The following is a 24,796-nucleotide window of genomic DNA, read 5'->3' as shown; positions in this document are numbered from 1 at the left end:
CCCTGCCATCCGTGCCGGGCGGGCAGTTGGGACCCCGCGAGCAGGGGACCACGTCCCCTGCTCGCGCACCATCCGAAACCCACCTCACAACCGAACGGAGACGCGCCTCCATGCGCACGTTCCTTCGCTCCGCGCTGGTCGCCGGGCTCGCCGCGGGCCTCTCGCTCGTGGCCGGCACCGCCGACGCCACCCCCGCAGGCCCCGGCATCACGGCCCGGATCATCTCGCAGAGCACCGTCGGAGACACGGACTACATCCTCCGGGAGATCACCATCCCGCCCGGCCAGAGCACCGGCTGGCACTTCCACGACGGCACCCTGTACGGCTACGTGCAAAAGGGCACGCTGAGCCACTTCGACTCGACCTGCGCCGCCGACGGCGTCTACCACGCGGGCAGCGCCCTGCGGGAGCCGTCGGGCGCAGGACACGTCCACATCGGCAGGAACCTCGGCCGGCAGGACGTGGTGCTCGACGTCCTCTACGTCCTCCCGCACGGCGCGCCTTTCTCCGAGGACGCGCCCAACCCCGGCTGCGACTTCCAGTAGCGGCTCGCGGTGCCCGGTCGTGGCTGTTGCCCGGCCGGGCACCCACCACCCGCCTCAATGGCCCGCCGCCCGCCGCTCAGCAGCGACACGCGGCGGGCCGTTGTCGTGTGATGTGGGCACCACGGATCCGCGGTGCGGCGCTCGGGGCTCATACTTCAGTCTGACTTCGCGATCTTGCTGTGGGCCCGGCTGGGAACAGGTACGGCCACCGCGTGATCAGCGGTTTGATGAACCTCCTGCGACGCGGGCATCGTGCCGCATCCCTGACAGCCAGTCGCTGACGGCGCCGATTAGTGGCGTTGGGGCTCCATCTCGAATGCGCCCAGTGTTCAGCATCTGGTGCGTGTCAGCACACCACGCGGTCGGCGGAGCGAACGATTTGCAAGAACCAGACCCTGCAGATCTGGAATCCCGCGACCGGCGGTCCTGACCATGATGTGCACCAACAGCACACTGGTCACATGTTCCTGGCTTCCCGAGGACGCTCACTGATCGTGGGCGGCAGCGTCGGGGTGTGACGGTCCGCGTCGGTGATGCCTGGACCCACCCGCTCTGATGCAGCGCGGGCGGCCCCAGCTAAGCTGGAACGGGGGACGGCCGGAGCAGATGCCTGCATCAGGGCTTTTCAGGAGCAGCGGTTTTCCGGACATGAGGCCCCGGAGGGAATCCGCGCTTAGCGCGTGCCATGTCCGCCTGCGCGTAGTGCAGTTCCGCCTGTGCTCGCATGCGGTTGGCCTCGGCGTCCTCTTGTGCCTCGAGAAGCGCCGAGATGCCCTTGAGAACTCCACCGATAAGGACGCCGGCAGCTGTGGCCATGGCCGCAATGCCGGTGAGCAGGTCCGGATCCTCCGTGGGGGCCAACGATCCGTGCGCCTGCCATCCCTCGGGCACATGGCGCAGGGAGATGTGCGAGATAAGCACCCGCACGTAGACCGACCAGCCCCATGCGAGCCACATCACCTGGACCCGCCGGCGGCTCACCCTGGCTCTGATGGAGGTCGCCAGATCGCGATGGAGGAGAAACTCCTCCAAGAACTCGCATTGTCCGGCCTCCCTGTTGCGCAGTGATTCGGAGCCGACGCGCCGCATACTCCGCAGACGCAGGGCAAGGCCCGTGAGAACTCATCCCCATCCGATCGCAAGAGCGGCCGCGATGGCCTCAAGAACAATCGTGTCTCCTGGTGCCGCATCGTGCGGCATGTTGCACCCAACGAGGAAACATGGAAGAGCCGGTGGCGGCACCACCGTCTACACGCTGTCGGTCCGGCTCAGGACGCGGTGACCTCGGCGGACGCGGTGATAGCCGCGTCGACGCCTGTTACATCTGGTACGCCACGCATGGCGCGGCCTGACGCAGCGTGCCCCACTTCTCGATCACCTTGCGGCCATCGGATCGCTTGCAGGGGCGGGGATGCTGTAGTCGCCGGCCCCCAGCCAGGGTCTGGGCGAACAGGCTGACTTCGTCGGCCGGCACCGCCCGTACGCGCAGGGAGGCGATGGCGGGCTCCTCCGGCATGCCCATTCTTTGGCCGCCGGAACATCAGTGGCTGACTGGCGAACCGGACCGGGACGTCGACAACCTCGGCCGCTTGCTCACTTGCTCTCCCAACGAAGGGGTGACGGACCTCCGCCGGGCAGCAGCCTGCCTTCCTGCTGCCCGGCGCGCCCTGGCCGTCAGGGACCCGAGGTCACCGATGGCCGCAGGGTTCAGCCTGCGCTGGCGTCGTCACCGGCGGACACCGCCGGGTTGCGCCAGATCCAATTCTGGCGTCCGTACTGGAGCGTGAATCCGGAGCGAATCAGGTTGTGGTACGAGGAGTTGTGCGTGCCTGCGGGTTCGTCGAACGTCTCCACGACAAGCCAGCGGCACCCCGCGTCTTGGGCCGCTCGGATGCGGGCGGCGATCAGCGCGGACTGGGCACCACGCCCGCGTGCCTCGGTCAAGGTACATCCCGCGAAGAGACTGCCCACCTCGCCCTGCACTCGCAGGGTGGCAGTGGCGACGATGGAGCCGGACTCCCGGACGGCGAAGGGGTGCCAGCCGTCCCGGACGACGGAGGTGGCGGCCATGTCCTGCATTCCCTGGTGCGGCATCCCCATCGCGCGCGGCATCACGTCGGCCCAGGCAGCGGCCTCGTCCGGGGTGACCGGGCCGACCGTCAGACCATCGTCGAGGGTGACACTCTCGCTCGCCTTGACCGCTGTCTCAATGTCACAGCCAAGCTTGCGGATGATGTCGCTGGGTTCAAGGCCAAGAGCCTCACAGATCGCGGGCCAGTCGTTGGGAACTACGGACGGCGCGAGCTGGACGGTGGCCTGGCGGACGCCCCGTTCACGATAGAAGGCGATGACCTGTTCCATCAGCGACAGCGTGACAGGCTCGTCGAACCCGAATCCGAGAGCCTTGCTCCAGTAGTCACTGACGTCGTCCCGCATGGCCAACACGACTCCGCCTCCCAGTCGGGTCGACGCGACCCCCCACTTCTCCCTGAGCGCTTCCGGAACTCCGCCTTCAAATTCGTACATCTCCTCTGCCTCGGCCCGCTCGAGAATGATGGCGGGGATGTCGATTGTCACGAGTGAAATCCTTCCGGATCAAGAAATTGACACGATGTCAGACGCAACCGCGGCAACGCGCTCGTCACGGCACGGGAGTTCGCAGGAGAAGGCTCGCCGACTGCCCGCCTGACGCGACCGCGATCTCACGTCGATACAAGGCATCGTGTACGGGACGAAAGAGCCCGCCAAGTCGTGTTGCTGTTTTCGGGAATCGGAGCCGAGGCAATGGTGTTGAGCCATCATGGAATCTCACGAGGCGATCGCCCTGGCACTAGCGGAAGTAGGCCCTCAGCTGCGGCGGCACCGTATGCGTCGTGGTGTGACTCTGACGACGCTCGCTGCGGCGACCGGTATTTCCAAGAGCACTCTGTCCCGGTTGGAGTCGGGCCAGCGGCGTCCTGGGCTGGAGCTCCTGCTGCCGATAGTTCAGGCGCTGCGGATCAGTCTGGACGACGTGGTTCAGGCTGTGCCGCAGGAAGGTCCCTTCAATCAGCTGAAGCCGCAGCCCTGGAACGGGATGGTGCGTCTGCCGCTCGCCCGCCAGATCGGCCCCATCCAGGCGTTCAAGCTGGTCGTGCCGGTGGGCCGTGCCCATCCCGACCCACAGGTCCACGAAGGGCACATGTGGTTGTACGTCCTGTCCGGCAGCCTGCGCCTCGTGCTTGGAGACAAGGATCTGCAGGTGAGGGTCGGCGAGTCGGCCGAGTTCGGCACCCGGGTGCCGCACTGGTTCGGCAACAACTGCCAAGAGCCTGCCGAAGCGCTCTGTCTGTTTGGCCGTCAAGGTGAACAGGTGCGACCTATTGTGACGCCGTCAACCGCCGGGCACAGTCGAGACTCGGCAGCCCCTCCCCCGCACACCCTCTACGGCGAGAAATGACCGGCCCGTCGTCTCGTGATGCGGGATCGTGGAACTTCCCTGCTGGCGGAAAGTTGACCTCTCCGAGAGGTCCCCAGCGAGGCGGTGACTGTTGCCCAAGCCGCGGGCTTTGATGCCGGGGTTGGGGTTGCACCCATGGAGTAGCGCATAGCGTCGCCACGACTGAACGAGTCGTGGCAGCCAGTGGCTTCAGACCGCGTTTGAGATCTGCCGTAGCCGTGGGCTGCTTCCCGCCCTGGCCCACGGTCTACTGGTACTTAACCTGGTGGCACGATGACGGCACCGTCGAGCGCGTCCACGACGCACTGCGTGATCGGGTCCGCGAGGCCGACGGACGCAACCCTGAACCGAGTGCCGGACTGATCGACTCTCAGTCCGTGCGCACTGCCGGCTCCGCCCCGGCTGCTACCAGAGGCTTCGATGCGGGCAAGAAGGTCAAGGGCCGCAAGCTGTTCATCGTCACCGATGCCCTCGGCCTGCTCCTGGCCGTCCACGTCGTCGCCGCGAACATCCAGGACCGCGACGGCGCCAGGCGTCCGCTGCTGTGGACCCGCCTCGACCACCCGGGTGTGAAGAAGATCTGTGCGGACCAGGGTTCGCGGGCCGCCTGGTCGATTGGCCCGCTCAGATCCTCGGCCGCGAGCTGGATATGGTCCGTAAAGACCCGGGCCGGCGCGGCTTCCAGGTCCAACCCAAGCGGTGGGCGATCGAGCGCGCCTTCTCTTGGCTCACCGCCCACCGCCGCCTCGCCCGGGACTACGAGACCATTCCGGCCCTGTCCGAGACCGTGATCCGCTGGGCGATGATCGGCGTCATGGTCTGCCGTCTGACCTGCGGCCGACCGGCGACGCAGCCGTGCCCGCATGCGCTCCTACGCGCCGCAGCCGGACAAGCTATTCGACTCGGCTGAGCGATTCGAGGTCGTCGGGCGTGCGGTCAAGGGCAGGACCACAGTCCGGGGGGAGGCGCGGCGAGGCTACGAGTTCCACGGCCTCATCGGCAGTAACAGGGCCACCGATCTGCTCCCGCCCCGAACGGCGCGGCTCATGCAGCCCAAGGACACGGAAGTGCCGTTAGCCGTGGGGGAAGATCGAGGGCAGGTCTTGCGACAAGGGAAGCGGGTGCACCGGCTGAAGCAGCGATCCATGGCTGACCAGCGGAAACAGAGCCCGGAGGGCAGGGTGTACGTATGCCGCCTCTACCAGGCTGTGTCGATGAGGTTCGCGTCCGTGTCTCGCACGACCTGCCACTTAGCTGCCACAGGGTCGTCTCGCGCTCTCCCGAGTATGTCCTTCTTTGCCATGCTCGGACATTAGCTGACTCTGCAACGGCTGCTTCGTAGGCCGCCGTTTGCCTTCCTCGCTGATCAGGAACTGCTTCACCGGTACACCGCACCTGTCGCCTCCGTCGGCTAGCTCCCCTCAACAACACCGGCCACTTCGGCGGCACCCCAGCCGCAAGACAGAGCAGATCTCAAACGCGGTCTCAGTGAATGCGAGCGTGGCCAGTGTCAGGCTGTATTCAGGTTCTGTTCGGCCCAGATTGTTTTGCCTGTGGATTCATGACGTACGCCCCACCGGGAGGAACACTCGGCAACGATGTAGAGGCCGCGCCCTCCCTCCTCGTCTGGGAGTGCGTACTGAATATATGGCGCGGTGCTACTGCCGTCCGACACTTCGCATGTCAGCTTATCTTGACGAATCAGACGGAGACTAATAGGGGAAGATGCGTAACGTATAGCGTTGGTAACGAGCTCGCTAATGACTAGCGTTGCCATGAATTTATTTTCGTCTTTCAGTCCCCATACGCTGAGTTGCCGCTCAGCCAGCGTCCTGGCAGAAGCAACAGCTGCTATGTCTTGAGGGAGGTTCCAGGCCACACTGTGTTGCGAGTCGATGGCATGCGTCTGGAGGATGACGAGTGGTGCGGCCTCGGGATGCGTCGGGTACAACGCCGTCGCCGCATCCTGAAATTTGTTATCAATATCCGAGGCCCCTTCCTCAAGGGCCTTCTTCAGGATGCTTAGACCATGAGGAAGAGGAGTCAGTGCAAAACAAGTTCCTGGCTCAGCGGAGACGTTATCCTGCGAGTACTTTTGGCCCGGTTGGCCGAGCGCCGGCGCCTTCCCACCGCTCAGGATCTGAGTCTCCCCTGTTGACAGAGTAGCGAAGAGCTGGATCTCACCGGCATGAGCGAAGGTGACTTGCCTTTTTATAGGGTCGTAGACGAGATACAAACATGTTCCGTTCTCAGCGCTTTGGGAATCGCGCACGGATGATGCAAGGCTTGGTTCGAGATCGACAGTGAGGTCGTTGACTCTTGTCATCAACTCCTGTGGCGCCAGGTCGAGATGGGACAGAGCTTGGATCGCCGAACGGAGTCGCATTATTGCTGCCGCTACCGAAGGCCCTTGCAACAGAGAATTTCCAACGGCCAAGGCGGTTCGCGCACCGGGAAGAGCGATGACGTCGAACCAGTACCTTTCAGCATCGTTTGCGTCGCTGAAGCCATGGCGCACGTTCAGCGCGGGTGTTGCAGGAATGCCCCTCTGGCGCGTTGCGATGCGTAGAGAGGTAGCGGCGTCCCGTTCGCGAAGGTACGCACGACAATTGTTCATCGCTATACAGGCACGCCGCGCGAGTTCTTCCAGCAAATTAAGGTCTTCCCACCCGAACTGGCCATCCTGACGGTACAGACTTAGCAGCCCCAGAGTTTCACCTGCGCACACCCTCAAAGGGATAAGACCCACCGACTCCAAGCCCAAGGTTTGCACATACCGATAACCCTGGCGGTCTTCTTGAACTGCGTTACTGAAGCCAGCATCTTTGACTTTGAACACACGTGGGCCACTGGAAAGCAAGGCGTGAGCATCAGGAATGGGGAAGCATTGCGGCACGTCGAATCGGGCATCGCGAGCCGGGATGGCAAGTGTTGGTGCCTTTGTCGCACCCATGCGCATCAATCTGTGCGGCGATGACGCGATTATGGCGCTTTCGCCGACCGATGTGTCTGCAATATCGACTGTGGCGGCAACAGCTAGGTGAGGCACCAGAAGGTCAGTCAAAGCTTGCGCTGTTCCTACCAAATCCAAATCGACACTCAGCGTCGCACCAGATTCTGCAAGTATTTCCAGTGCTTTCCAGTGCTTTTGTGCACTGAACGGCGCAAGAGGCGGCGAGTCTTGAATCTCGCCAGACCGATCGCTGGATACGTCAATGTGACGTATCCGTACCCTGCTTGGCAGGTTGTGGTGGCACTCGAACTCCCTGGCTGCCTCTAGGTCACTCCAGGAAAGAAGGACGAGCGTCTCACCCTGGGCGTCCAACCCTTCAAAGAGGTCCCACATCACCAAGCCCTGCGCTGATACGTCAAGGCCGAGCCTCTCGGCACGCTGCCGCGGCCCGACGCAGAGATCGGGCAGCTCTCCCCGCGGCGCACTCAGGACGGTCACTGCCGTCGCTCTATCGACGGGCTGACTGCCATCGCCGCGGCCGGAAGCAGACGACGCGGCATAGTCCGTGCCCGTGAACTCACAGCCTGCTCTGGAGCAGAACTCGAGAAGGCCCGATTCCTTATACGACTGCAGTGCGCTGCGGCTGACTTGTTTAGCACACTGCAGCGCTGAGCATCCAGAATTCGCCCAGGACGACATCCACAGCAGCCACCCCTCCCGAGTAGCGCTGCGGTACTCGCATTGTTCAATCAGGTCGCCGCACTCTCCGAGCGCCGCCTGCAAAGCCATGACTTGGCTACGGTAGACATCGTCCCGGCCTGACGCTGGACGTGCCTCAAACAGGTAGGTGAACATGGCGTGCCTCGTAATCTGCCGTCTGAGGCAGTCGTCGACACTCGGACGGGATAACTCCATCCCAGTGTTTCCATCCAGCGAGGTGCACCCTTTCTGCCGCAGCACGATGGACATAGAGCTAGGACTGCGACCGCCCCCGCCGTGTCCAGGTGAAGCGTGGTGGTCTTCTCTAGGCCGGTGTCGATGCCGCGTCGCTAATGGGAGCGCTGCATGAGCCCTTTACAGACTACTCGTCACGGTGCGAGGCGGCAGCGGGGCCGACGGCATGACCGGGACCGCCGGACGACCGGGGCTCGAGTGTCTTCCGGCAGGATCCCGGGGCGGCCGGTGCCATATCAAGGTCCTTGACGGCAAGATCCGCCGTCCAACGACTGTGCCCCTGTGAGCACCGCGCGCCGCCGGGCCGGAACGCTCCGAGAGGAGCTTCAGCCAGCCCGCCGCTGCGGGAACGACCGCGCGCCCGGCGATGTGTGGCCGCCACACCGCCCATACCGCGGCTCCGCACACCGCCAGAGGCAACGCGCGTGCACAGAGGGCGGGACTGCAGTGCACGACCTGACGCAAAGCAGGCCGATCGGGCCGGCCGCCACCGCAGCCCACAGCACTCAACGTCCCACGCGCACCCGCCCGTGCTTCAAATGAAGGGCTCCTACCTTCACCCTCCGCCCACAAGTAACTCGCCCCGCTTAACACCTGGCGAGCGCACGACGACAGCTACGGCACCTCGCCGCGTTTGTCGGAACGCCCGACGCAACCATGCAGGAATCCGCCCGGCCCGTCTGGGAACCGGCGACAAACACAGCGCATCGAGGCCATCCCATAGGAGCGGGATGTGTAACGATGTCAGTGCGCCTTCTGGTAGGCCTCTCGTATAGTGGCGGGAACGCGGCCTCGGTCACTCACCTGGTGGCCGTTCTCCCGCGCCCAGGCCCGAATTTTCTCTGCGCTGGGCCCGTCGGTCGATGCCTTACGCGATCGTCCTGCACTCACCGACCGGCCGATCTTGCGCCCCTTGTCGATGAAGGGCGCAAGCGCCTCGAACAGCTCGTCATAGTTATCCGACACGAGATCGATCTCGTAGTTGACGCCGTCGAGCGAAAAAGTATGCGTCTGCACCTCTTCGGATTCTGCACCCGTGAGGTCATCTGTGTAGACAGTTACAATCTTCTGAGCCATAGAGGGATGGTACCCGGTTTTTGGAGTGTCCACTTCGATCTTTTCACGGAACCGCGAGAAACGCTTAAGCCCGCATGGCGATGGGCAACTGTCGGCGCGCCTATCTCACCGGAGCAAGTGTCCACACCATAGGGGTACTCCATAGCCGTCCGTACCACCTGCACGGTCGCAAGGCGGAGAAACAACCTCAATCGTGATCATCGCGGACCCGCTTAACACCGGCATCGAAATGTGCGGCATGGTTCGGCCACACGCCAAAGCGCGGTCCCGGCCATCGGACTGGACGGCGGAGAAAGCGCTTTGGCGTTGGCGCGGGCGGGGCGCACGCACGCGTCACTCCACGAAGATATCCACCGACGGGCGCATCTGCGAGCAGAGCTCCAGCACCTGGTGCAGGACGTGACTCTCGAACGCTGCGAACGGCGTGCGGTCTACCGTCTTGTCATCCACCGCAGGATAGGCGGTCTGGGTGAGCAAATAGTCAAAGCGCGGCGCCCACTTGCGCGCGCCAAGCCGCGCGGTGGTCGAGCAGTTGTCGACCATGTAGGCCACACCACGTGCGTGCATGTACGGGTTGAGCGAGTCGACGGCCTCGATGACTGACTCGTTGGCGATTTCGGAGTAGGGGTGGCCCTGCTCCAGAAGGAGGTCGGCCTGGGCCATCATGATTCCGCAGAAGATACCGGCGGTGAACGGGTCGAGGGGAACCTCGTTGTCCGCGTCGCGCCGAGCACGCACCTCTTGGCCGACGCGCCACATGTCCGCCTGGTCGATCTTCCCCATTGGGAAGCGGTCGAGGCGCTTGCCCGCCAAGATGACGCTGCGGATCTCGTTCCCGGAGCTGACCTCATCGTAGATCTCCGCGGTCAGTTCCAGGCCGATCGGGTACGCCGCAGAGTAGGCGTCCGCGAACACGGCCTTCTCCTCCTCTCCGAGGCTCCGGTAGACGCCGATCAGGCCGTCCTTGGAGATGATCCGGGAAACCGGGCCGGTGACGCACTCCACTGAGCGGCGGAACGCGTCGTGGTCGCTCAGGCCGTCATGGTCGCGGTAGCGCCGGTAGAGGCTCTCGACGATGCCGTGCACGCCGGCCAGCAGCATGGCTCGCTCGCCGGAAAGGTCGGACAGGTACTCTGACCGCAGCGTGGTCTGGAAGGTGAAGGGCGCCCCCAGCGCCACCGACCAGCCCAGGGCGCGGTCGACGGCCCGCCCGGTGACGTCTTGCTCGACGGCGAAGCTGGCGTTGATCCCCGCGCCGTTGACGGTGGCGCCTTGAACGTACAGGGCCCGAACGGACGGGCCCATGCCCTTGGGGCACACCGCGACGACGTCGACATCCTGCGGGAACGTCTCACCTGTGTCTTGGAGGTGGCCCAGCAGGAAGCCGTGTGAGAGCCCTAGCGTGGTACCCGGGCGCAGCGCGGTGAAGATCTCCCGGTAGTGCTCGGCGAGCGCGGCATCGGAGATCAGCAGCAGCACCATGTCGGAGGCTGCAATGACTTCGGACATCTCGCCGAGAGTGTTGTCCTCCTCGGTGAAGCCCGCTTCACGGGCACTCTGCAGAGAACTGGAGCCCTCACGGAGTCCGACGACGACCTTGACGGCGTCACCCAGTGAATCCCTCAGGTTCTGTGCCTGGGCCGGGCCTTGGGATCCCCAGCCGATGACGCCGATCTGCCCCACGCCCTCGAATGCGGCGGGCAGCCGGTCGAACAGGTGTCGGCCGCCGCGCACGATGGCCTCGCGCCGTCCGCCGAGGGACACGTACTCCTTGTCGAAGACGGTCGTTGCGAAGTCCAGCGTTTCCTGGGTCATGGATCTACTTCTCTCTCGTGGCGGGGTGCTTCGGGTGATGCCGCTCACGGACGATGGGGTGTTGTGGCCCAATGGTCGGGCGTTGCGGGGCCGGGACGGGGCGGGGCCGGTCACGCGTTAGACCACGCGCGGATGAGTGCGGCTTGTCCGCGGACGGTGTCGCCGGATCCAGGACCGTCGGTATCGGCGTCCATCAGGTTCCAGATGGTGACGTTCTCGATCCAGAAGCGCTGGCCGGTCCCAGCCACCCGCAGTCCGCGGTAGCCCTCGGCGTAGCCGTGGCTCAGGACACCCGCCATTAGGCGGTTGCGCGCCGCCCGGTCGGCGGCCGGTGCGGAGAGCCGGGAGGGGAGGCCGGAGAACTCCTCCCAGGAATAGGCGAAGAGCCGCTGCGCCGCGATGTTGGCGTAGACGAAAGCCGGGTCGTCGGCGGTGTTCTGCGCGAGCACCGCGAACGGTGCGTCGTGATAGAGCCAGTTGGCCTCATCCCCATCGTCCGGAACCTTGGGCAGCAACGCCCGGCCGAGTAGCTGCTCGTAGCTGCCTTTCAACAGTGAGAAGAATGCCGTGTCGAGCGGCGATGATAGGGCTATCACGTCGGTCCTCATAACGCCTAGGCTCATTGCGTGAAGGAAAATAGTACAGCGGGCCATAATCAAAGGAGTGTGTCCAGCATACGGACGCGGCGCGATCTGCGCGCAGCGTGATTACTGAATCACTACGCTCTCTCCCACCCTTCCCACCTGCGACAATCTGGCCATCGTGACGCACTCCGGCCCACCATCGGAAGAGGGAGCAAGCCTCCCGAGATTCGGCCAATGCTCGTTGAGACCCCACCGCGACTAACCAATCAGGTTGAGAAATTCAGGCGCTTCCTGCTCGATTATCACGACTAGGTTGAATGGGGAAAGAATATCGGTGCCATCATTTTCCGGTCACCCGTTCCACTTCCTCCTCGGTGATCTTCCGCGCGTCACCCGACCTGGGCACGCGGCACGTCACAGCGACCACGCGAACCGCTAGCAGAATGTTGCAACTTGCTTCAAAATATTGACGTCTGGTGAGTTGTTAGCCCAAGGGCTGTCCCGTAAAGCCGATCGACGCCGAGTTGGATGCTCTCAGCGCTGCCCGTTCGGCAGTCCTGCCAGGCGGATAGAGTCTGAGGCTCAACCCGACGGCAGAGGACTCTCCTAACGTGACGTATGACCAGCTCGCCTAATGGGCCGGCGGGCATGTCACGCGAGCTGATCCCGCGGTTGTGTCCAACTGGCGGATCCGGGGGCCGGCGGCAGGGACGCCGTCGGCTACCAGCGGGCACACCGCCGCGACGGCGGTCAGCCCAGAGGGTGAGCTGAGGCGAACGACCCGTTGTGGTGGACGAGTGCCGTGGCCTGCCCGGCGGTCGCGCCGGAGTCGATCTCGCCCACGACCAGCAGGTGATCGCCGATGGTCTGACGGAGAGTGATCCGGGCAGAGAGCCAGGCGGCGACGCCATAGAGGACGGGCAGCCCGTCATCCTGCGCCCACCAGGGGACACTGGCGAACCGGTCCACGCCACTGCGGGCGAACCGGCTCGCCAGCCCCGCGTTGGCCGTGCCAAGCATATGGACGGCGAACCGATCCGCGCTGCGGGCGGCGGGGGCACTGGAAGCGTCGACGCCTACGCAGAACGACACCAGGGCGGGACGCAGCGAGACGGACGTGAATGACGTGGCGGTGAAGCCGACAGGGCCGGGGAAGGTGATCACCGTGACCCCGGCCGCGTGCCGGCGCATGGTTTCGCGAAGCAGGTCCGCGCCGTCGGGAGCCACGGACGGCGGTGGTGCGTCGCTATACGGAAGGGCGGTCATATCGCTTCCTTTTGACGGGGCAGGGTGATGAATCCGGTCCGCTCGGCAGGGTGGCCAGGCCGGGCCGCGCAACGCCCTTTCGCGGGACCCTCGACGGCCGCGGCGAGTTCGGCGACGAACCGCGCCTGCGAATGGGGCAGGACGTTGGCGTTGATCCACCGGGTGTCGACGACACGGACGCGGTAGGCGTCGGCGGGCCGCCTGCCGAACCGCGTATAGGCGGCCTGGCACTCACCCCGCCCGGGCACCACGACGATCGTGCCGCGGGTCCGGAGGCTTTCGGGGCCGTGGTGGCCGGTGTACTGGGTCATCTCACACTCCTGCGGGGTCGGGCACGGTGGCGGGCTTCTAGCCCAGGGTGGGCGCCACCTCGGTCGCGATGGGTTCGAGGGCGCGGATTGCGGCGTCGTGGTCGGGGACGGCGGGGTTGAACTGGGTGAATAAGTGCAACTGGGCGCCTAGGTGAGGCCGTTCCTGGCGGAACGTTGAGCAGCATGTCTATGGGTCCGGTGCTCAGACCGCGCATGTCGGTGATCTCAGTGGCCCAGGCACCGGGAGGCTCGGTTCCGTCGGCGTCATGGGCCGGTGCCCACGCCTTCTTCGGGAACTTCTGGATGGCTTGGTGGAGGGTGCGCTCCGGACTGCCGGTCGGGAGTCCACCGCAGCTGGCCGCAATGCTCACGAGCCGAGGCCCACGAACTCGTTACGAGGCTGGGGCGCTGGTGACGGCCGGGTCACAGATCTCTACGGGATCAAGGGAGAATGAGCTTGAATTGCAGGACGAACTCATGAATCGTGAGAACACCGGAGCTCTGCATCCTCAGCCACTCCGGCACCCCGCACATCCTATGTTTCGGATCAATACGTGAATACGGCGTCAGGATTCCTGTAGCGTTGCGAGGTAATAGTCCAATGCATGTTTCCACTGATCCAGCTCTCGAGGCCATCGAGGTACCATGAATAGTCGACAGCGCTGGTGGGAATAAGCATGGAATGAGCGGACTCGGTAATTTCGCGACGTAGTGCCACGAACTGATTGTTGCGATCCGAGATGAGTTTACCCACAGCCTCGATGGCGGCCGGTACTTGCAAGCCCAACCAGTTCGCCGTAACCAGAACAAAATTGTTCACCTCGCCATTCGACACTTCTTTTTCGAGTGACGATATATCATTCACCCAATCCGTGACATCCATGGCGATATTTTGCAATGTCTGAACGGCTGTTCCGTTGAGAACCTCCGCCGGGACCTCTTTGTGGTGAATATATTCGACGAGATCAACGAATACCATCCCGGCCGCTTTCCGGCGCATATCATAGAATGCAGAAAAATCCGGAATCTGATCCATGGCGCGATTTCTGGATTCCCAGATGACGAGGTCGAAATATTCGGCAATGTGGCCGACGAACCGTCGTTGCCAGCTCTCGCTACTACTTGTCGCCGTGCGCTCCCAAAGATCAGCAAGCGCCTGGAGTAGCGCTGTGCGCGGCTGTACATCGCGATAGGGAATGGTGAGATGGTCGAGGGCTTCGCGCAGCAGGGTGCGCGGAGTATCGGGATGACGTCCCGCAGGAGTGTCGTCGAAGTAGTCATCAACGACAAAGAGCCATCCCAGCCAATCAGTGACGAGGGCAAGGTCGTCGAAAGACGCCTGCCAGTGAGTTCTTCCCGTCAGGTCAGCGAAGCCGGCTGAGGTGAAGCGGGTCAGGGCTGTCTCGGAATCGAGAAGGTTGTAGCGTCGGAGCCACGACCTCAGGTGATCCTCGGTCTCCTCAATGTATGGACTTACATGAGTTTCGAATGGGTGGGTCAGGTCGGTCAATGGAAACTGTGTCATGCTGCACAACTCTCTGAGGATTTTGTGTCACGTCTGACGGCACGGTGCACTCATCGTAGGCGATCGAAGACCGTGCCGATCAAGATCAACTCCGCTGCTTAGCTACACTCGCTGGCAATCTTGCGGATGGTCTGGCTACACGCATCGCATGCATCTGGCGCTCTCGTTCTATTCGCGGCACTCACGTGCAAAATTCTTCCGGCAGACGAAGAAGGCCCGTCGGTGCAGTGCGCGGTTCCATTGTCACGTCTCCCACAAGAACAGGAGGTTCTGGTCGGCTTCTAGTCGAGGGAAGCAGGCCTGGTGCGCCAATTGCTGTAGGGCCAAAGCCAGCCGATTCCAAGTTTGGGCTTCCAGGTGGAACGCCGCGGTATAGGGCTCGCCGGTGTGATCCATGCGCAGTCGCGCTGCCTTGTCGCGAGACATAACCCAAACCTTCTGCGGCACGACGACCCGGACCAACACGCCGACAGACGACGAAGATCACATCACTGACGAAGCATCCACTTCTTTCCGCCGCAGACGCAGAAACGGGTCCGGGCCGCCTCCGCTGACGGTGGCAGCATTGACGTGCTCGGGGTTCGCATGGGTCTCGACAACCACATGATCACCAGCACCGCGCCTGCTCCGCTCTCCGGGCGCCGTGCCGTACAACGGATAAGACGCCGCGTCACTCACGAGACCGGCGAACCCGACCAACCCCAATCGTGCAATGATCCTGCCCGTCCAAGTGAGGTCACGCATTCTGAGGCTCTTCTTGCGGATTGTCGTGAGCAGGCGCGAGATGTTGCTTTAGTTTTTTCGCTATATAGACGATGCAGATCGAGCAACTGGAAAGAAACGCTATATACGCGCCATAATATCCAGTGCTGACTATTAGGCCGGCGACCGCAGGGCCAGCGGCTAGAGATATCTGCTTCACCAATGCGAAACTTGAATTATACGTTCCTATTCGATCTTCGGGTGCGAGATCGGCGATGATAGGAGAAAGGGTAGGCGAGAGAAGCGTCTCCCCGAATCCAAAAGTTCCGTACGCTACGACAATTAGAGTCGTAGCTGTTACTTCGCTGGCGTGGAATATACCCGCCAGGCCAGCAGTCAACCAAGCCATGGTCCAGAAGATCCCAGTCCATTGAATTGCTCGGCTTCGGCGCATCCGGCTAACTCTTCGGAGTACGAGGAACTGTGCAATGACAATTACGCCCGTGTTAGCCGCTTCCGCTATGCCAAGGGTCAGCGGCCGCACCTGTGCCGACTCGGTTGCGTAAGCAGGGAGGCCTGAGGAAATCTGCCCATAACCGGCAAAGAATATAACTCCGCCAAGAATGCATAGGTAAAGCATGGCCCTATCTGCAAAAACGAGCTTCAATCCATCCCGACTAGGGTTTTCCCGGCGAAGCGAGGATTCAGAGGTAACTGCTTCAGTGCGGATGGTCGCGGTCAGTAGGCTGAGCGCAAAATAGAGTACAGCTTCTGCAGTGAAGAGGGTCGTGAAAGTCTCCGGGCGGGCCAAATCCACTGAGGCACCTCCGACCAGACCGCCGGCACCTAGACCTAGGTTGATAATGAAAGCTTGTGTCGCGAATGCGCGTGCCCGTGTTTGTGGCGTCGAAGCGAGCATGACCAGCGTCGCGTTGGAGGGCTGGATCGCCGAAACGCCTGCGCCCATCATGGCTGATGCTGCAATTACTCCTATTGCAGTATTCATGTGGCCGAACAACAGCGCACCCAGGGCAGTAGTAAAGGCGCCCGCTGCAAGCACGCGTGCTGGTCCTCGTCGGTCAATGGCCCGACCGATCAGCGGCAGAAGACAAAGGGCTGCCACGGCGAAGCAGGCAGACGTCACGCCAGCTACCGTATCGCCCAATCGCCGAACGTGAGCCACGTAAACAAAGAGGAAAGGACCCGTAAAACCAGTGCCAAATGCAATCAATACGGTCCCTGCTTGAGCACGACGCAACGCACTTTTCATTGATACTGTCATCTGTTCTCTCGCCGGATGAGGCCCCGGATTCACTCTCTCGTGAAGCACGCGACGAAGTGGAGCACGCTGCGAGGTCCGCTCGAGGGAACCTCGAAGCAGTATGCGGTCTTGTATCTTCGACTCCCCTTACTGGAGCCTGCAAAAGTTGTTGCCAATTCTGGGAATGTCGCTTCAGCTCGGAAGGACCGCAGAACCCCACTCTGCCTAAAAGGCGCTGCCACTTTTGTCCTTTTAAGCAGTGTTTCTTATGGCGTGATCGTTCGTTGAACCGTGCATGACGGGTCTGGTTGAGCGGCTGGTGCCGGACGAGTTGTGGATGCTATTCCGGCGGGTCGTCGTCCCGCCGACGGAGGTGATATGCCCGCAGGGTGGGCCCGGCGTCGCGCGGGATCGCGAGGGGATCATCTTCATGGCGGCCTCGGGCTGCGCCTGGCGGCAGCTGCCACCAATGTTCGGCCAGAGCTGGCACACGGTCTACCTACGCTTCGCCCAGTGGAGCCGGGTCCGGACTCGGCTCCACCGCGTCATCCTCGACGAACTTAGCGCCGGAGGTGAGCTGGACTGGGCGCGCTGCGCGATCGATTCGGTCAGCATGCGGGCTGCAAAAGGGGGACGCTGACGGGACCGAATCCGACCGCTTGCGGCAAGTTGGGATCGAAGATCCATCTGCTCGCAGACCGGAACGGCCTTCCTCTGCCGTCGGGCATCTTCGGTGCGAACATGCATGACAGCCAGAGCCTTGCACCGCTTGTGCGGGTCATCCCGCTGATCCGCTCACGCCGTGGCCCACGACGGCAACGACCGGCGGAACTACATGCCGACACGGGCTACGACTACGACCACCTCCGTCCATGGCTCCGCGAGCACGGCATCCGCCACCGCATCGCCCGCAAAGGGATCGAGTCCTCACAGCAACCCGGCTGCCACCGATGGGTTGTTGAGAGGACAGTGTCCTGGCTCGTCGGCTGCCGTCGCCTCCACCGCCGCTCCGAACGCAAGGCAGAACCCTTCCTCACCTTCGCCGGCATAACCGCAGCCCTCATCTGCCACTACGGTCATTGCACGATCGGGGTTGGTCCGGTTCGCCGGTCTCGTGAGTGACGTGGCGTCATGTCGGTTGTGCGGCACGGGGCCCGGCGAGCAGAGCAGTCACGGTGCTGTCGACTGTCTGGGCCATGGTCTGGGCCCAGACGAAGAACGCGGGATCAGTGAGCAGGTGCCACACCGGCGAAGGTCCCGGACAGAGCTTCATGATCTTGGAAGCCTGTGCCCGTCACATCCCACCTGGGCACGCTCACGCTTTGCTGGGCGAAGGCAATTCAGTTTCCCGTGCGGTCCGAAGCCACAGCAGACCAGGCCACAGCCCGACCAGTGCAGATGCTGCCCCCATGAACGACAAGGCGACGACAGGGCTCTGCCACTGTGCGAGAAGTCCGGCGCCTCCTGTACCGAGGCCCTGAGCAGTGAGATTCATTGCCGACGCAGTCCCCATACCTTGAGCTCTGCGGTCTTCTGGGAGCAGCTCTATCAGGGTGGAGACCGATACCACGACCTGGATGCACCACAGTGCGTTACTGACAGCAAAGGCCACCATGGCCACATATATGCCGCCGTCTTGAATCACGACGGCGATGAGTGGAAGACCTGCCGTGAAGCACAACAGCGGCAGGTAGTTCGCATACCGATGGACTGGCACGAACCGATGGAACATCCAAAGGCCGGACACCGCCCCCACACCCGTGCTGGCTAGCAAGGCACCAACCCAGACGGGTCCGCGGCCGAGCGCACTGACGTAGGGCGCGGCCACTGCCTCTGGTGCGATGTAGAAGAATCCGAGAACCGTAGTCAGAAAGATTGCCCGCCGACGCGGTTCAACCCAAAGGACGGTTATACCGCCGGCCACTGATCTGGATCTCTTCGATGTCTCGGGGGCTGGTCGCGACTTGACGAAGGTCCAGTAGAGCCCACAGGACATGAAGAACGTCACAGCGTCGAAAGCGAGACATAGCTGAGGAGAAATAAGGGACGATATTATGCCCCCGAAGGCGAAGCCAAAAATCTGAGCTGCCTGTGTAGTCACTTGACGGACAGACATTCCGATCGGATATTGCTCGGCGGTCAATATTTCGCGCAGTAGGGCGAGCTGTGCCGCTTTGTATGGTCCACCCAGATAGGACATGACCGATACAAGTAGACAGAGAGTCCAGAGTGGAGCGCCTGGAATCGCCATGGAGCCCACGACTGCGGCCCGGGAGGCATCCACGGCGATGATGACACTTCGGCGGGGTCGGCGGTCCGCCGTGTGGGAGAGCGTGAGCGCGCCGAGGACACTCGGAACGTAAGTGAGCGCGTAGGTCAGGCCGGTCAGGGCCGCCGAGTCCGTGCGGGCGAACACCAGGATCGCCAGCGCGACCCGGGCGAGCTGGTCTCCGAAGTACGAGACCAGTTCGGCCAGCCAGGTGGCTCGGAACTCGGTCGAGGAGAAAAGGGATAGCGGTGTGACTCTACTGTGCACGAAGGTTACGTTGCTCTTTCGCTTAGCGCCCGCTCGAGATTTGGCGGGTTCTGAAACGCGCAGATACAACATCCTGGCCGGGCCCCACGTGTTGGCACTGCGCGGCGCAACGGCACCCGAATGTCCACCCGTGCCCCCCTTGAGGTGGGGGCTGCATCGGGTGCCGTTGCTAGTTCACCTACCAGTCGGACTTGGCCATGGCGATTGTCCTTTCTCGATCCGGAACGGTGACGTTCACCATTTGAACGAGAAGAGAGCAAGAGAGCATTGAACTACGGTGCCAGCTTTTTGATTCAGCGGGCACAATTTGCCGGACTTGATGTCCGCCGCCTGAGGCTTGACTCGTGGCTTTTGCAGTGAAGTTCGTTGTGGGACTTGGCAGTTGGGTGTTGTCTCGGCAGGATCTTTTGGGTGTCTGCCGAGCGGACGCCTGATGACCTGTGGGAACGGGTGGCCCCGCTGTTGCCGGCTTGTCCGGCTAGGCGGCATCGGTATCCGGGCTGTCGCCTGTAGAAGACCGAGCTGCGCTGCGAGGCATCGCCCGTTGTTTCGGCGCCCCTCACCTGGCCCGGTGACGGTGCGAGGGAGCAGGTTACGCAGGAGTTCAGCAGTCTGTGCTTCCATGTCGACGCCGCCGCCCAGTTGCTCGTTGATGCGCGCGAGCCGGGCGGCGGCTGCACGCAGGGCGTCGATGTCGCCGGCAGCATGGTGGGCGAGGAAGACCTGCCGGTGCAGCATCTCCCTCTCCTCGGCGCCAAGCAGGCCCTGACGGGCCGACCACCACAGGGCGCCGGTGCAGCCGCCGGCTTCGCAACGGCGGCTGGAGAGTTCGTGCGCGACATCCACGATCGCCGAGACCATCTCCTGGATCGCGGGCTCCGCCCACGCGTAGCGCTGGGGGGTCGATGCCGGTGAACGGGCGGCAGCGAACCAGGGCGAGCGCCCGGCGCAGGGCAAGGTTGCCGTCCGCGTCGTGGCGGGCCAGGCCGGTGAGTGCGAGGCGCTGGAATCGCGTCCAGTCGCACGGGACGGCGGCCCCGAGGCGGTACGGGTTGTCACCGGTGTCCTGGACACGCGTAAGGGGAAGTGAACCTCGAAATGGGCGTACGGCTGAATCCCACGGCAGTCACCGTCCCAGGACCCGCACCGCGGCCGAGGGCGTTCGCTTGACGGAACCAGGGACAACGGCGGCATGCGTCTGATGGAGTGACCTGGGGAAGTCACCTGGTAGGCGCGTGGCCCAGGGCGGATCTGATCTCTCAAGGGAAGGGGCAAGGATGCTGTCGGAGGCAATGGCCGCGATGGCCGCGGCGGGGGGCACCGCGGTGGTGCAGGCAGCAAGCACCGACGCCTGGACAGGGCTCCGCCAGCGGCTGGCCCGTTGGCTCGGCCGAGGAAACCCGCAGCGCGAGAACGCCGAACTGGAGCGCCTCGACCAGACCGTAGGAGACCTGGACGCCGCCGCGCCGGCCGAACTCGGGCGGGTGCGCATCCACCAGGGGGCTGCGTGGCAGGCCCGTATCGAGACCCTGCTGGAAAGCCTCGACGACACCGAGCGATCCCAGGCCGCCGAGCAACTGAGCGCCCTGCTTGACCAGTGCAACCCCCGCGGCGGGATGTCAGCCAGCCAGGGCGGACAGGCCGTCGGCGGGAACGTAGACATCCGTGCCGACCACGGGTCCGCAGCCGCCTGGAACATGGGTGACGTGACCCTGGGAAACCCTACGCAGCCGGGACCGCCCCAGGGCTGAGCGGACCCGGCACCGCCGCAGCCCAGCGCCCCGGTCCGTCCGCCTCCATCCAGGCCACACATGGCGGGGTCGTCGCCTACAGCATCGGGCAGCTCCACCAGCATCTTTCCGAGAAGCGGAACGTTGCCCAGATCGATCGTCCTCGGCCTGTCGCGTCGTGGACGGCGCAGCAGCTCGGCGTCCACCCCGCCATCCATGGCACCACCCGACCGGATGACGACGGCGCTTTCGTACTCCCGGGCTACATCGAACGCGACCACGATCGGAAGCTGCGCGACCAGCTGGTCAAGGCGGCCTCCGCCGATCAGGGGACGCTGGTGCTCGTGCGCGGAGAGTCCTGCACGGGCAAGACCCGCACCGCCTTCGAAGCCATCCGCGTCTGTCTGAAGGACTGGCAGCTGGTCTTCCCGAAGAACGCCAGGAGGCTTCTCGCCCTGCTCGATGCCAACGCCCTCGCCCCGCGCACCGTCCTGTGGCTCAACGAAGCCCAGATTTTCCTCACCGGGACCGACGCAGAGGAGGCCACCGCCGCATTGCACAGCCGGCTGGAGCAAACCGGACCGGTCGTGATCCTGGGCACGCTGTGGCCGGAGTACCACCGCACCCTGACCGCTACCCCGGAGCCCGGCAAGGACGCGCACCCGAACGCCCGCGCCCTGCTCAACCAGGTCAAACCGGTCGACGTCCCGGCGTCCTTCACCACCGCGACCGCTCGCTGGCCACGGCCGTGAGCACGAGCACCGGCGGGAGGATCACCCAGACCCTCGCGGCGGGCCCACAGTTGGTTGACCATTACCAACAGGCCGCCAGTCACAGCCCCTACGGCCACGCCGTCATCTCCACGGCGATGGACGCCCGCCGCCTCGGCCACACCTCTCCCCTGCCGGCCGCACTTCTCAAGGCCGCTGCCCCTGGCTACCTGACTGAGCAACAGCGCGCCGCCGCGGACCCTGACACCTGGTTTGCCCAGGCTCTCGACTATGCACGGGAAAGGGTCAGGGGCGTGGTCGCAGCCCTGGAACCCGTCGCTAACCCGGATGGCATGGGCCCGCTCCCAGACATCTATCGCCTGAGCGACTACCTTGACCACCACGCGCGCACCATCCGCCGCTACGCCTTCCCGCCGGACTCTTTCTGGACCGCGGCCAGGGACCACGCAGCCAGCGCAGCAGACCTGGAGGCCCTGGCAGAAGCGGCCGATCGGCGGGGCCATTACCGCATGGCGGCAGCCTTGTACCAGCGGGCCGCCGACGACGGAGGCACGGGCGCCTTGGTGGAGCTGGCGTGGCGGCGTGGGCGGGCTGGGGATCTCGCCGGCGCGGAGCAGCTGTACCAGCGGGCCATCGAGGTCGGAGACATGGGCGCCTTGGTGGAGCTGGCGCAGCAGCGCCAGCGGGCCGGGGATCTCGACGGCGCGGAACCACTTGCCCAGCGGGCCGCCGACGCCGGAGACACGGGCCCCCTGGTGGAGCTGGCGTGGCGGCGCGGGGAGGCTGGGGATCTTGACGGCGCTGAACGAGTTGCCCAGCGGGCCGCGAATACCGGAAACATCAACGCCCTGGTGCGGCTGGCGTGGCGGCTTGAGGAAGCCGGGGATCTTGACGGCGCGGAACGAGTCGCCCAGCGGGCCGCCGACATCGGAGGCAGGGAGGCCCTGATCCGGCTGGCGCGGCTACGCAAGCGGGGGCACTGATGGTCGCTGGCGAGGGCGACCAACTGCTGGACTTGGTCCGCCGCTACGTCACGCCCGACCGCCGCTACTTGAAGCTCAGCGGTAGCTTGTTGCGCCTGGAAGACCTCGAGTACGGGTGATTTGCGCACAGTTGATCACGCTCGTTGATAGTTCCCACCCCGTGCTCAGAGATGGACAGGCCTGCTCGCCTCGATTCCCCACACTCCGCACGCCACTTTCTCTCGTCCTCCGTTGCTGCCGTGCTGCCGGGTCCAAGGGTGCAGCCGGCCCCCGAGGGCGCGGAGCTTCGGGCCACGATCGAGGACGTGCTCGCCCCGGCGTGAGACGAAGGCGTCCGTCGAAAAGAAAATGGTCCATGTGAGTCTGCCATGTCGATCGGCGACTGCGCCGTTCGACCTGAGATAGAGAGGGTCGAGAGGCGACCTCAAACCAAGGAGACGGAAGATGGCGAAGTACATGCTGATCATGCGAGGCACGGACGAATCCGTCGCGAAGATGATGGAGACTCCCTTTGAGGAGATGCTCGAGACGGTGGGTCGCTTCAACGAGGAGATGATCCGGGCAGGCGTGCTGGTCGCTGCCGAGGGTTTGGACGACCCTTCCCAGGGTGTGGTGGTCGACTTCAGCGCGGAGACCCCGGTGGTCACCGACGGCCCCTACGGTGAGACGAAGGAGCTGTTCGGCGGCTTTTACGTGATCGACGTGGCTTCGAAGGAGGAGGCGGTCGAGTGGGCCAAGCGGCTCCCGGCCTTCCCTGGCTCGAAGTGCGAGGTCCGCCGTGTTCCGGGCATCGACGAGTTCCCGCAGGACAACGAGTGGATCATCAAGGAGCGGGCGTGGCGCGAGCGGACCGGCCAGATCTGACGCCCGCGGCCGATGGCGGCCCGCCGAGCGACGCCTCGGCGCGGCGGGCCGTCGAGGCGGTCTGGCGGATCGAATCGGCACGGATCGTCGGTGCGCTGGCCCGCTACACCGGAGACTTCGCGCTCGCCGAGGATGTCGCGCAGGAGGCGCTGGCGGAGGCACTGGTCACCTGGTCCCGCGACGGTGCGCCGACCAGCCCGGTGGGCTGGTTGCTGGCGACTGCCCGGCGGCGGGCCATCGACGGCTTCCGCCGCAAGTCGGCACTCGACGAGCGGTACGCCACACTTGCGGGCCAGCTGGCTGAAGGTGAGTTCAGCTCGGGCGCGGTGACCGCCGCGCCGGACCGGTCGGACGACCTGCCATGGGATCCAGACCGGGTCGACGACGATGTCCTCGCGCTGATGTTCACGGCCTGCCATCCGGTGCTCTCGCCCGAGGCCCGGGTGGCGCTCACGCTGCGTGTGGTGGGCGGCCTGTCCAGCGAGGAGATCGCCCGGGCGTTCCTCGTGCCCACTGCGACCGTCCAGGCCCGGATCACCCGGGCGAAGAAGACGATCGCCGCGGCGCGAGTGCCGTTCGAGCTGCCGCCGTCCGAGGAGCGGCCAGGGCGGCTCGGCGGGGTCCTGAGCGTCCTGTACGTGATCTTCACAGAGGGCTCGACGGCGACAACCGGCGACCGCCTGCTGCGTCCCGATCTCGCCTATGAGGCTCTTCGGTTGGCCCGGATGCTGGTCGCACTGCTGGCCGGTGAGCCGGAGGTGTGCGGGCTGCTCGCGCTGTTCGAGCTCACCGCCGCGCGCTTTCCGGCACGCACCGGGCCCGATGGGGAGGCGGTGCTCCTGGAGGATCAGGACCGGCGCCGGTGGGATCGGTCGGCGATCCGTCGAGGCCTGGCTGCGCTCGGCCGGGCCTCGGCTGCCGGGCCGGGCCTTGGACCGTACGGTCTGCAGGCTGCGATTGCCGCCTGCCATGCGACGGCGCCCTCGGTGCAGGAGACCGACTGGGAGCGGGTCGTGCTCCTGTATGAGGCCCTCAGCCGCCTGGCTCCCTCCCCTATCGTCGAGCTCAACCGGGCTGTGGCCGTCGCGATGGCGAGCGGACCGCAGCAGGCGCTGTCCATGGTCGACGAACTGGTCGCCTCCGGCCGCCTGTCGGGGTCGTACCTGCTCCCGAGCGTGCGCGGCGAACTGCTGGTCCGGCTCGGCCGGACCACCGAGGCCCGGGCCGAGCTGGAGCTCGCCGCCCGGTTGTGCCGCAACGCCCGCGAGCGGACGGTGCTGCTGCACAAGGCGGCAGCGTTGGAGTGAGGCCCACTTGCCCGGCTGGCCGCCTCGCCCCAGCCGGCCAGCCGGGGCGATCGACAGTGTGGTGGTGGCGGGTCCAAAGCCAGCCATGGGCTCGCTGCCTCAACAGCCCCACGCTGAGCTGCGACGGAGAGTCAGATCTCCGGAGTCGCCCGTCCGCCAGCCCCCTTCGGGCCGCGAGGAGCGGCCGATGCACATGCACTCAACTGGGGAGCG

The 24,796-nt window shown here is 64.5% G+C and carries 23 protein-coding genes and 2 pseudogenes; 11 read left to right on the top strand and 14 right to left on the bottom strand.

Going from position 1 to position 24,796, the window contains the following annotated elements:
• Positions 1-110 precede the first annotated feature (110 nt).
• Positions 111-545 (top strand): cupin domain-containing protein, encoded by a 435-nt coding sequence (locus tag OG963_RS43570; RefSeq protein WP_319740671.1) that lies wholly within the window; start codon positions 111-113, stop codon positions 543-545.
• Between the two features lie 615 nt (positions 546-1,160).
• On the opposite strand, the gene OG963_RS43565 is transcribed toward OG963_RS43570, so the two are convergent.
• From OG963_RS43565 to OG963_RS43555, 3 genes are all read right to left on the bottom strand, one after another.
• Positions 1,161-1,577 carry a hypothetical protein gene (locus OG963_RS43565; protein ID WP_371800399.1) on the bottom strand — a complete coding sequence of 139 codons (417 nt, stop codon included), beginning with the start codon at positions 1,575-1,577 and terminating at the stop codon, positions 1,161-1,163.
• A gap of 286 nt (positions 1,578-1,863) precedes the next feature.
• On the bottom strand, positions 1,864-2,061 hold the full coding sequence (locus OG963_RS43560; RefSeq protein ID WP_371800398.1) for a hypothetical protein: 198 nt from the start codon (positions 2,059-2,061) through the stop codon (positions 1,864-1,866).
• A 191-nt stretch (positions 2,062-2,252) separates the two neighbouring features.
• Entirely contained in the window at positions 2,253-3,122 is an 870-nt protein-coding gene (locus tag OG963_RS43555) for a GNAT family N-acetyltransferase (RefSeq protein WP_331750091.1), read from the bottom strand.
• A gap of 223 nt (positions 3,123-3,345) precedes the next feature.
• Between OG963_RS43555 and OG963_RS43550 the strand changes: the two genes are divergently transcribed.
• The 3 genes and pseudogenes from OG963_RS43550 to OG963_RS43540 all read left to right on the top strand — a co-directional run bounded on the left by OG963_RS43550 (position 3,346) and on the right by OG963_RS43540 (position 4,894).
• Complete coding sequence (locus tag OG963_RS43550; protein ID WP_331750088.1) at positions 3,346-3,984, top strand: XRE family transcriptional regulator; 639 nt, start codon at positions 3,346-3,348, stop codon at positions 3,982-3,984.
• Positions 3,985-4,157: 173 nt separating this feature from the next.
• A pseudogene (locus tag OG963_RS43545) lies at positions 4,158-4,598 on the top strand (transposase); the annotation flags it as partial.
• A gap of 35 nt (positions 4,599-4,633) precedes the next feature.
• Positions 4,634-4,894, top strand: coding sequence for a transposase (locus OG963_RS43540; RefSeq protein WP_371800397.1), 261 nt, complete (start codon positions 4,634-4,636; stop codon positions 4,892-4,894).
• A gap of 163 nt (positions 4,895-5,057) precedes the next feature.
• Here the strand turns inward: OG963_RS43540 and OG963_RS43535 are convergent, their stop codons facing one another.
• From OG963_RS43535 to OG963_RS43490, 10 genes are all read right to left on the bottom strand, one after another.
• A complete protein-coding gene (locus tag OG963_RS43535) occupies positions 5,058-5,234 on the bottom strand; it encodes a DUF6193 family natural product biosynthesis protein (RefSeq protein WP_331750080.1) in 177 nt (58 codons plus the stop codon).
• A gap of 260 nt (positions 5,235-5,494) precedes the next feature.
• Positions 5,495-7,792: a SpoIIE family protein phosphatase gene (locus tag OG963_RS43530; RefSeq protein ID WP_371800396.1), complete on the bottom strand. Its 2,298-nt coding sequence runs from the start codon at positions 7,790-7,792 to the stop codon at positions 5,495-5,497.
• A gap of 843 nt (positions 7,793-8,635) precedes the next feature.
• Positions 8,636-8,968 carry an Lsr2 family protein gene (locus OG963_RS43525; protein ID WP_319740663.1) on the bottom strand — a complete coding sequence of 111 codons (333 nt, stop codon included), beginning with the start codon at positions 8,966-8,968 and terminating at the stop codon, positions 8,636-8,638.
• 333 nt (positions 8,969-9,301) lie between these two features.
• Positions 9,302-10,783 (bottom strand): ketol-acid reductoisomerase, encoded by a 1,482-nt coding sequence (locus OG963_RS43520; RefSeq protein ID WP_331750074.1) that lies wholly within the window; start codon positions 10,781-10,783, stop codon positions 9,302-9,304.
• A 110-nt stretch (positions 10,784-10,893) separates the two neighbouring features.
• Positions 10,894-11,391, bottom strand: coding sequence for an MEKHLA domain-containing protein (locus OG963_RS43515; RefSeq protein ID WP_371800395.1), 498 nt, complete (start codon positions 11,389-11,391; stop codon positions 10,894-10,896).
• Positions 11,392-12,117: 726 nt separating this feature from the next.
• On the bottom strand, positions 12,118-12,633 hold the full coding sequence (locus OG963_RS43510; protein WP_331750068.1) for a flavin reductase family protein: 516 nt from the start codon (positions 12,631-12,633) through the stop codon (positions 12,118-12,120).
• Complete coding sequence (locus OG963_RS43505; RefSeq protein ID WP_331750066.1) at positions 12,630-12,944, bottom strand: hypothetical protein; 315 nt, start codon at positions 12,942-12,944, stop codon at positions 12,630-12,632. Before OG963_RS43505 ends, OG963_RS43510 begins: the two co-directional genes overlap by 4 nt.
• Positions 12,945-13,491: 547 nt before the next feature.
• Positions 13,492-14,469: a hypothetical protein gene (locus OG963_RS43500; protein ID WP_331750064.1), complete on the bottom strand. Its 978-nt coding sequence runs from the start codon at positions 14,467-14,469 to the stop codon at positions 13,492-13,494.
• A 243-nt stretch (positions 14,470-14,712) separates the two neighbouring features.
• Positions 14,713-14,895, bottom strand: coding sequence for a hypothetical protein (locus tag OG963_RS43495; protein ID WP_331750062.1), 183 nt, complete (start codon positions 14,893-14,895; stop codon positions 14,713-14,715).
• Between the two features lie 310 nt (positions 14,896-15,205).
• Entirely contained in the window at positions 15,206-16,501 is a 1,296-nt protein-coding gene (locus tag OG963_RS43490; RefSeq protein ID WP_371800394.1) for an MFS transporter, read from the bottom strand.
• A gap of 226 nt (positions 16,502-16,727) precedes the next feature.
• On the opposite strand from OG963_RS43490, the gene OG963_RS43485 reads away from it, so the two are divergent.
• Positions 16,728-17,554, top strand: a protein-coding gene (locus OG963_RS43485) for an IS5 family transposase (protein WP_371800393.1) whose coding sequence is annotated in 2 segments (ribosomal slippage) — positions 16,728-17,067 and positions 17,067-17,554 — 828 coding nt in all. Because the reading frame shifts where the segments join, the coding sequence is not laid out codon by codon here.
• 193 nt (positions 17,555-17,747) lie between these two features.
• On the opposite strand, the gene OG963_RS43480 is transcribed toward OG963_RS43485, so the two are convergent.
• Positions 17,748-19,040 (bottom strand): MFS transporter, encoded by a 1,293-nt coding sequence (locus OG963_RS43480; RefSeq protein WP_331750054.1) that lies wholly within the window; start codon positions 19,038-19,040, stop codon positions 17,748-17,750.
• A gap of 339 nt (positions 19,041-19,379) precedes the next feature.
• Here OG963_RS43480 and OG963_RS43475 point away from each other — a divergent pair.
• The 6 genes and pseudogenes from OG963_RS43475 to OG963_RS43450 all read left to right on the top strand — a co-directional run.
• Positions 19,380-19,507, top strand: a pseudogene (locus OG963_RS43475) (IS5/IS1182 family transposase); the annotation flags it as partial.
• Positions 19,508-20,245: 738 nt separating this feature from the next.
• Entirely contained in the window at positions 20,246-20,719 is a 474-nt protein-coding gene (locus tag OG963_RS43470) for a hypothetical protein (protein ID WP_331750053.1), read from the top strand.
• A 323-nt stretch (positions 20,720-21,042) separates the two neighbouring features.
• The gene (locus OG963_RS43465; RefSeq protein WP_371800392.1) at positions 21,043-21,450 is read left to right on the top strand and encodes a hypothetical protein; all 408 of its coding nucleotides are present in this window, start codon (positions 21,043-21,045) and stop codon (positions 21,448-21,450) included.
• Positions 21,447-22,412: a hypothetical protein gene (locus OG963_RS43460; RefSeq protein ID WP_331750048.1), complete on the top strand. Its 966-nt coding sequence runs from the start codon at positions 21,447-21,449 to the stop codon at positions 22,410-22,412. The genes OG963_RS43465 and OG963_RS43460 overlap by 4 nt, the downstream gene beginning before the upstream one ends.
• A 444-nt stretch (positions 22,413-22,856) precedes the next feature.
• Positions 22,857-23,276 (top strand): YciI family protein, encoded by a 420-nt coding sequence (locus tag OG963_RS43455; protein WP_331750045.1) that lies wholly within the window; start codon positions 22,857-22,859, stop codon positions 23,274-23,276.
• Positions 23,249-24,583: a sigma-70 family RNA polymerase sigma factor gene (locus OG963_RS43450; protein WP_331750043.1), complete on the top strand. Its 1,335-nt coding sequence runs from the start codon at positions 23,249-23,251 to the stop codon at positions 24,581-24,583. Before OG963_RS43455 ends, OG963_RS43450 begins: the two co-directional genes overlap by 28 nt.
• The last annotated feature ends 213 nt before the right edge of the window (positions 24,584-24,796 follow it).

The organism is Streptomyces sp. NBC_01707, assembly GCF_041438805.1.
GTDB lineage: Bacteria > Actinomycetota > Actinomycetes > Streptomycetales > Streptomycetaceae > Streptomyces.
The sequence above is the reverse complement of the archived record's forward strand: the minus strand, read 5'-3'. Positions and strand labels throughout refer to the sequence as shown.